At 65.9% G+C, this 7,026-nt stretch carries 8 protein-coding genes; 5 read left to right on the top strand and 3 right to left on the bottom strand.

Annotated elements, in window-relative coordinates:
• The 4 genes from EN879_RS18450 to EN879_RS18435 all read left to right on the top strand — a co-directional run.
• Positions 1 to 348: ABC transporter permease (locus EN879_RS18450; protein ID WP_164774458.1), on the top strand; the 348-nt coding region annotated here is incomplete at its 5' end.
• A complete protein-coding gene (locus EN879_RS18445) occupies positions 345 to 1,175 on the top strand; it encodes an ABC transporter permease (protein ID WP_063169055.1) in 831 nt (276 codons plus the stop codon). The genes EN879_RS18450 and EN879_RS18445, both read left to right, overlap by 4 nt.
• Positions 1,172 to 2,074, top strand: coding sequence for an ABC transporter ATP-binding protein (locus EN879_RS18440; RefSeq protein WP_063169056.1), 903 nt, complete (start codon positions 1,172 to 1,174; stop codon positions 2,072 to 2,074). The genes EN879_RS18445 and EN879_RS18440 overlap by 4 nt, the downstream gene beginning before the upstream one ends.
• Entirely contained in the window at positions 2,071 to 2,871 is an 801-nt protein-coding gene (locus EN879_RS18435) for a dipeptide/oligopeptide/nickel ABC transporter ATP-binding protein (protein WP_127274166.1), read from the top strand. The genes EN879_RS18440 and EN879_RS18435 overlap by 4 nt, the downstream gene beginning before the upstream one ends.
• 25 nt (positions 2,872 to 2,896) lie before the next feature.
• On the opposite strand, the gene EN879_RS18430 is transcribed toward EN879_RS18435, so the two are convergent.
• Together EN879_RS18430 and EN879_RS18425 are read right to left on the bottom strand one after the other, a co-directional pair.
• Complete coding sequence (locus EN879_RS18430; protein WP_063169057.1) at positions 2,897 to 3,508, bottom strand: NAD(P)-dependent oxidoreductase; 612 nt, start codon at positions 3,506 to 3,508, stop codon at positions 2,897 to 2,899.
• Between the two features lie 37 nt (positions 3,509 to 3,545).
• Complete coding sequence (locus EN879_RS18425; protein WP_024504444.1) at positions 3,546 to 4,184, bottom strand: DsbA family protein; 639 nt, start codon at positions 4,182 to 4,184, stop codon at positions 3,546 to 3,548.
• Positions 4,185 to 4,318: 134 nt separating this feature from the next.
• Between EN879_RS18425 and EN879_RS18420 the strand changes: the two genes are divergently transcribed.
• A complete protein-coding gene (locus EN879_RS18420; protein ID WP_063170340.1) occupies positions 4,319 to 5,236 on the top strand; it encodes a LysR family transcriptional regulator in 918 nt (305 codons plus the stop codon).
• A gap of 12 nt (positions 5,237 to 5,248) precedes the next feature.
• Here EN879_RS18420 and EN879_RS18415 read toward each other — a convergent pair whose 3' ends face one another.
• Positions 5,249 to 6,865, bottom strand: a complete 1,617-nt coding sequence (locus tag EN879_RS18415; RefSeq protein ID WP_063169058.1) for a GMC family oxidoreductase — start codon at positions 6,863 to 6,865, stop codon at positions 5,249 to 5,251.
• Between the last annotated feature and the right edge of the window lie 161 nt (positions 6,866 to 7,026).

Below are 7,026 nucleotides of genomic sequence, written 5' to 3'. Positions count from 1 at the left end.
ATGGCCGAGGTCTGGCGGCAGGATTTCGTCTTGGCCGCGCGCGCCAAGGGATTATCACGCCGCCGCATCGTGCTCGCCCACGTCGCCCGCAATGCACTGCTGCCGCTGGTCACCATGCTCGGCCTGCAGTCGGCGCAGATGCTCGGCGGCAGTGTCGTCATCGAGAGCGTCTTTTCCGTGCCCGGCCTCGGCCGGCTGGCGCAGGAGGCAGTCGCCTCCCGCGATACGCCGCTTCTGCTCGGCATTATTCTCACCAGCGCCGTCCTGGTCATTGTCATCAACCTTGCCGTCGACATCGCCTATGCCTTCCTCGACCCGCGCGTCGGCGCCTGCGAGGCCGGCGCATGAGTGCCCTCCGCCGCTTTCTGCGCACGCCCGAGGCGGTCGCCGGCGCCATCCTCCTGGCGGCGCTGATCGCCATGGCACTGTCGGCGTCGCTGCTGTTCCCCGGCGATCCGCAAGCGATTGCCGGGCCGGCGCTGCTGCCGCCGTTCCAGGACTGGTCGCTCCCGCTTGGCACCGATCGGCTTGGCCGCGACGTGCTGGCCGAGCTTTTTCATGGCGCCCGCACATCGCTGGCTGTCGGGATCGCCGCCGCGGCCGCCGCACTTGTCGTCGGGGCAGTGGTCGGCACATTGGCCGGCTTTGCCGGCGGCCTCGTCGACGAGGTGCTGATGCGCATCACCGACGCCTTCCAGACCGTGCCGAGTTTCCTGCTGGCACTGGCCTTCGTCAGCGTCGTCGGACCGTCGCTCGGCATCGTCGTGATCGCCATCGCGCTCGGCACCTGGACCGGACCAGCCCGTGTCGCCCGCGCGGAAGTCCTCTCCATTCGCGAACGCGATTATGTCGCCGGCGCCAGGGTCATCGGCATGCACCCGCTGGCGATCGCCTTTCGCGAGGTGCTGCCCAATGCCTTGCCGCCGGTGCTGGCGATGTCGTCGGTGATCGTCGCCGCGGCGATCCTCACCGAGGCGGCCTTGTCGTTCCTCGGCCTGGGCGATCCCAACCGGGTCACCTGGGGCGGCATGATTGCCGAAGGCCGCGCTGTCCTGCGCACCGCGCCCTTCCTGTCGATCGTCCCGGGCATAGCGCTGGTGCTGACCGTGCTCGGCGTCTATCTCGCCGGTGAAGGCATTGTCGAGACGACGGCGGTCAGGAGAGGCCTGTCGTGACCGCGCTGGCTTCGATCCGCGACCTGACGGTGACCTACCGCCGCGACGGCAGCGAGGTGGCGGCGCTGAAGGATGTCAGCCTCGATATAGAGGCTGGCGAGCGCTTGGCCATCATCGGCGAAAGTGGCTCGGGCAAGAGCACGCTGGCGCTGGCGATTGCCGGGCTGTTGCCGGCAAGCACCAAGACTGAAGGAAAGATCGATTGGTTCCTACCGTCGGCGTTGGGCGCCAAGGCACCTCCCTCTGTCCTGCCGGACATGTCCGGCAGGACAGAGGGGGGCCTCGTAGAGCACAGACCGCAAAAGCTCTTCACCAGATCAAGTCACCCTCCCCGCGGCGGCCGCGATATCGGTTTCGTCTTCCAGGACCCATCCGCCAGCCTCGACCCCGTAATGCCAATCGGCAAACAAATCGCCGAAGTCGCCCGCACCCATCTCGGCCTCACCTGGTCCCAGTCCTATGCCAGGGCCAAAACCCTGCTCGAACGCGTCCGCCTGCCCGATCCTGACTCGGCCCTGCGCGCCTTCCCGCACCAGCTTTCCGGCGGCCAGAAGCAGCGTGTGGCGATCGCCGCCGCCATTGCGGCCGGTCCGAAATTGCTGATCGCCGACGAAGCGACCAGCGCGCTCGATACCATCGTGCAGGCCGAGATCGTCGCCTTGATCCGACGCCTGGTGACCGAGGACGGCATGACGCTGCTGTTCATCAGCCATGACATCGCGCTGGCGGCCGAGCTTGCCGGGCGCATCGCCGTTTTCCGCCATGGGCAGTTGGTCGAGCTTGGCATGACGGCGCAGATTGTCGGCGCCCCGGCCCAACCCTATACGCGCGCATTGCTCGATGCCGATATCGGCCTCGACACCAAGCCGCTGCTGAACCGAGCCGGGCTCCACGCATGAGCCTGCTGGCGGTGTCCAACCTCACCAAGCGCTACCGTCGCGGCGACAACACCATCGCTGCAGTCGACGATGTCTCCTTTCACATCGAGCCGGGCGAAACGCTGGCGTTGGCCGGACCCTCCGGCAGCGGCAAATCGACGATCGCGCGGGTGGTGCTGCGATTGATCGAGCCGGACGACGGACGCATCGAGTTCGAAGGCGACGATTTCCTGGCCCTGCGCAGCGCAGCACTGCGTGCCCGCCGCGCGCGCCTGCAAATGGTGTTCCAGGACCCGCTTGCCGCCTTCAACCCGCGCGCCACAGTGGCGCGTGTGCTCGACGATCCCTTGCGCATCCATGGCATCGCTTCCCGCAGCGAGCGCCCGCGCCGCATCGCCGCCTTGCTGGAGCGCGTCGGGCTGACGGCGGACCTCGCCCCGCGTGCCATCCATGAAATCTCAGGCGGCCAGCGGCAGCGCGTCGCCATTGCCCGCGCCATCGCCACGAAGCCGTCGCTGATCGTGCTCGATGAAGCGGTGTCGGCGCTCGACGTTTCCGTGCGCGGGGAGATCCTCGAGCTTTTGCTCGACCTGCAGCGCCAGGAAAAGATCGCCTATCTCTTCATTTCACATGATCTCGGCGTCATCCGGTCGATCGCCCACCGCGTTATCCTTCTCGACGCCGGCCGGGTTGCCGAGAACGGCGATGCCCGAACCGTCATCGACGCACCGCGATCGGCCATTGGAAAGGCGCTGGTGGCGGCAGCACCGAGATTGAACCGGACCCTGATGCGGCTGGCGTCGGCCGGCCTCGATTGAGACCCGGCCGCCACCATCCGTTCGCTCAATAGCCGACGGTGAAGCGCTGCCTGATATGGGCCGGCTTCTCGATCTCGTCGACCATGACGATCGCGTAGTCCTCGAAGGAAATGCTGCTGCCCTCGTCGGAGGCGAGAAGCGTGTCCTTGCCGAGGCGGAATTTGCCGGTGCGCTCGCCAGGCACGAACATGGCGGATGGCGACAGGAACGTCCAATCGAGGTCGTCGACCGTCTTCAATCTGTCCAGGAAGTCGGCGCCCTTCTGCGCTTCTGCCTTGTAGATCGCCGGGAAGTCGGGGCTATCGACCAGCCGCTTGCCGGGCGCGACTTCGAGACTGCCGGCGCCGCCGACGACGAGATAGCGCTTCACGCCGGAGGCGCGCACCGCCTCGATCAGTGCATCGGTATCGCTATCCAGGAAATGCACAGAGCTGATCACAGCGTCATGGCCGCGGATCAGGTCCGCGAGACCTTCTGTGTCGAAGACATCGCCCTTCCTGGCCGTCACGCCCGGAAGCGCGACAATCTTTTCCGGGTTGCGCGCGATGCCCGTGACGGTATGGCCGCCATCGGAGAGTTCCCTGAGAAGGCGCGAACCGACAGCGCCCGATGCACCAATGAGAGCGACTTTTGCCATGTCTGTTTCCTTATGCTTGGGGGTCTGGAGGATGGGGTCACGCCGCCGCGATGTGGGCGACGAGATTGTCGAAGCTGCCGAACAGCGCGTTCGAACCGATGAGCCGGGGCGCATCGTTGCGGATGACCGCGAGCGAAGGCACGCCATCGGCATGCAGGCGCTGGAACAGCGCACGGCCACGGCCAACCTGATCGCGGTGAGCCGCCAGCAATGTTTCGGTCGGCGCCTTGAGCATTTCGGCGGCGTCCGCCATGCCGTCGGCGGCGAGCACCTCGGCCACACCGCCGATCGTCACGACATCGCGTCCTTCTACATAGCGCGCATGCTGGATCGTCTTCAGCGCCGCAAACCGGCGGCTAGGGTCCTCCAGGCCAGCGGCAGTGATGCCGAGTGTGGCGGCATGTGAGTCGAGCAGGGTGCCACGGACATTGAGGACATTGTGCCGGTAGGCCGGCGTGAACGATTGTCCGGTCAGGCGCTCGATGCGCTGGTCGTTCGCCCAGGCGTGCGCCGCAAAACCTTCATCCATCGGACGCGCGCCGGCGCCGGAAAACAGGCCGGTCGGCAGCAGCTCGACGCGCACGCCGGCGGCCGACAACCGGCCGAGCATCCGGGTGGCACCATAGCACCAGCCGCAGAGCGGATCGAAAAGATAGGTCACTTCTGAATTGTTCATAATCGCTGCTACCCATGATCCGGCTGCCGGCTTGATCGAATGCCGTTGGCTGATATGTGGCAGGTGGGGGTCTTGCGATAAATGGCACCCAATAATACAAACTGTATGATCTGATCATACAAATGGCAGCCAGCTTGGCCGAACTTCTGAACCTCAATCGGCTCGCCTACTTCACCACGGTGATGGAAACCGGCTCGTTCACGGCCGCAGCCAACCGGCTTGGCGTCGCCAAGGCCGTGGTCAGCCATCAGATCGGCAAGCTCGAAGAGGAACTGGGCGCAACGCTGCTGCAGCGCACGACCCGGCGTGTCACGCCGACCGAAGAGGGGCGCCTCTTCTATGACCGCGCGATGATCATCCTGCGGGAAGCGGAGGCCGCCTATGGCGAAATCTCGCGCGGGGCCGTCGAACCGAGCGGAACGCTGAGGCTGACGGCGCCGCTCGACTACGGCACCAAGATGGTGGCTCCGGTCATGGCGGCCTATCTCAGAACCTATCCGCAGATGCGCGTCGAGGCGATCTTCGACGACGCCGTCAGCAATCTGGTGGACGAGCAGATCGATCTCGGCATCCGCGTCGGCTGGCTCACCGATTCCTCGAACCAGGCGCGGCGGCTGGGGACGATCCGGCAAATCGTGGTGGCGAGCCCTGGCTTCGCGGCGAGCCTGCCGCCCGACCTGACGCCGCACCAGGCAAGATCGCTGGCCTGGGTCGGCAACACCCAGTTGCGCGGCATCGGCCAATGGCTGTTTTCCAGGGATGGCGAAACGGTGCTGACCGAGCTCAATCCGGTCCTCATGTGCGACAAGAGCCCCGCCGCCCTTGCTTGCGTGCTCGTCGGCATCGGGCTGGGCGTCTTTCCGGACTACAGCGTCAGCGACGATATCGCCGAGGGGCGGCTGGTGCCGGTATTTGCCGACTGGAGCCTGCCGTCAGGCGGCATCCACGCAGTCTTTCCGCCGGCCCGGTTCCGGCCCGCCAAGGTGCGCACCTTCGTCGATCTGCTCGCGGCGGCCGAGAAGCGGCGATCGCGCGGTGTTGCCACGGCTTGAAGCCGATGGCGGTCAGCGGGCCTCTTGCAGGATCATCTCGGCTGCCTTCTCCGCGATCATGACGACCGGCGAGTTGGTGTTGCCCGAGACGATTGTCGGCATGATCGAGGCATCGACCACGCGCAGCCCGGCAAGCCCGTGAACACGCAGGCCGTCGTCGACCACCGCCATCGTATCCGAACCCATCTTGCAGGTGCCGACGGGGTGGAAGATCGTCGTGCCGATATCGCCGGCCTTGCGGATGAGCTCTTCATCGCTGTCATACTGCGTGCCGGGCAGCATCTCTTCCGGCGCAAAGCGCGCCACCGCCCGAGCCTTCATCAAGCTGCGGACATGGCGCAACGACGCGACGGCCACGCTGCGGTCTCCCTCGGTGGAAAGATAGTTCGGCCGGATCTTCGCCGTCTCCCGCGCGTCGGACGAAGCCATGTGCACGCTGCCCCGGCTTTCCGGACGCAGATTGCAGACCGAGACGGTGACCGCGGGAAAGCGATGCAGCGGCTCGCCCAGACGGTCGGTGCTCAGCGGTTGCACATGATATTCCAGATCGGGCGTTGCGAGGCGCGGATCGCTCCTGGCGAAGATGCCGAGCTGGCTTGGCGCCATCGACAGCGGCCCGCTGCGCTTGAGCGCGTATTCCAGCCCCATCGACGCACGGCTGACCAGATTGTGGTAGCGCTGGTTGAGTGTGGCGGTGTTGGCGACCTTGAAGACGGTGCGTATCTGCAGATGGTCCTGCAGATTTTCACCGACACCCGGCAGCGCGTGACGGACATCCACGCCGATGCCCGAGAGCAGGTCGGGGCGCCCCACCCCCGACAGTTCGAGCAGCTTGGGCGAGTTGATGGCGCCGGCCGCAAGGATCGTCTGTCCAGCGCGGACCTGATGCAGGCGGCCGCCTTGGCGGAAAACCAGTCCGGTGACGCGCCGGCCGTCGAATTCGAGCCGTTCGGTTTCCGCGCCGAGCACTACGCGCAGGTTCTTGCGCCCCGCTATACCGCGCAAAAACGCCTTCGATGTGTTCCAGCGGACGCCCTTCCTCTGGTTGACCTCGAAATAGCCCGAGCCTTCATTGGTGCCGGTGTTGAAGTCTTCGGTGCGCGGAATGCCGAGTTCCTCGGCCGCGTCCCGGAAGGCGTCGAGGATCGGCCATGAAAGCCGCTGCCGTTCGACCCGCCACTCGCCGCCGCTGCCGTGCATGGCGCTCTTGCCACCATGGAAGTCTTCCGACTTGAGGAAGTAAGGCAGGACATCGTCCCAGCCCCAGCCGGCATTGCCGGCCTGGCGCCAGCCATCATAGTCGGCAGCCTGGCCGCGCATGTAGATCATGCCGTTGATCGATGAACAGCCGCCGAGCACCTTGCCGCGCGGATAGTTGAGGCTGCGTCCGTTGAGACCGGCTTCCGGCTCGGTCTTCATCATCCAGTCGGTACGCGGGTTGCCCATGCAGAAGAGATAGCCGATCGGGATATCGACCCAGTGATAGCGGTCGCTGCCGCCGGCCTCGAGCAGCAGCACCTTGTTGCGCGGATCGGCCGAGAGCCGGTTGGCGAGCACGCAGCCGGCGGAGCCGGCACCGACGATGACGTAGTCGTAACTGCCGAACGGAGACGGTGAAGCTTCGGTCACGTGCGCGCCTGCTGTCCGGCGATGCGCTCCCACATCGGGGTCATCGCCTGGTTGATCTCGCCATAGAGTCGATACCGCCGTGCGTATGCGTGAGCAACCGTCTCGTTGGGTACAAAATGTCGGGCGGCCGCTGTCATGGCGGTTGCACCGGCACTGTAGTC

It is taken from the genome of Mesorhizobium sp. M7A.F.Ca.AU.002.02.1.1 (genome assembly GCF_003998535.1).
In the GTDB taxonomy this organism is placed as follows: domain Bacteria; phylum Pseudomonadota; class Alphaproteobacteria; order Rhizobiales; family Rhizobiaceae; genus Mesorhizobium; species Mesorhizobium ciceri.
The sequence above is the reverse complement of the archived record's forward strand: the minus strand, read 5'-3'. Positions and strand labels throughout refer to the sequence as shown.

Bases quoted from the DNA above. Each gene is read 5' to 3' on its own strand.
- EN879_RS18435 (WP_127274166.1), top strand. From the start codon at position 2,071: ATGAGCCTGCTGGCGGTGTCCAACCTCACCAAGCGCTACCGTCGCGGC.
- EN879_RS18445 (WP_063169055.1), top strand. From the start codon at position 345: ATGAGTGCCCTCCGCCGCTTTCTGCGCACGCCCGAGGCGGTCGCCGGC.
- EN879_RS18425 (WP_024504444.1), bottom strand. From the start codon at position 4,184: ATGAACAATTCAGAAGTGACCTATCTTTTCGATCCGCTCTGCGGCTGG.
- EN879_RS18430 (WP_063169057.1), bottom strand. From the start codon at position 3,508: ATGGCAAAAGTCGCTCTCATTGGTGCATCGGGCGCTGTCGGTTCGCGC.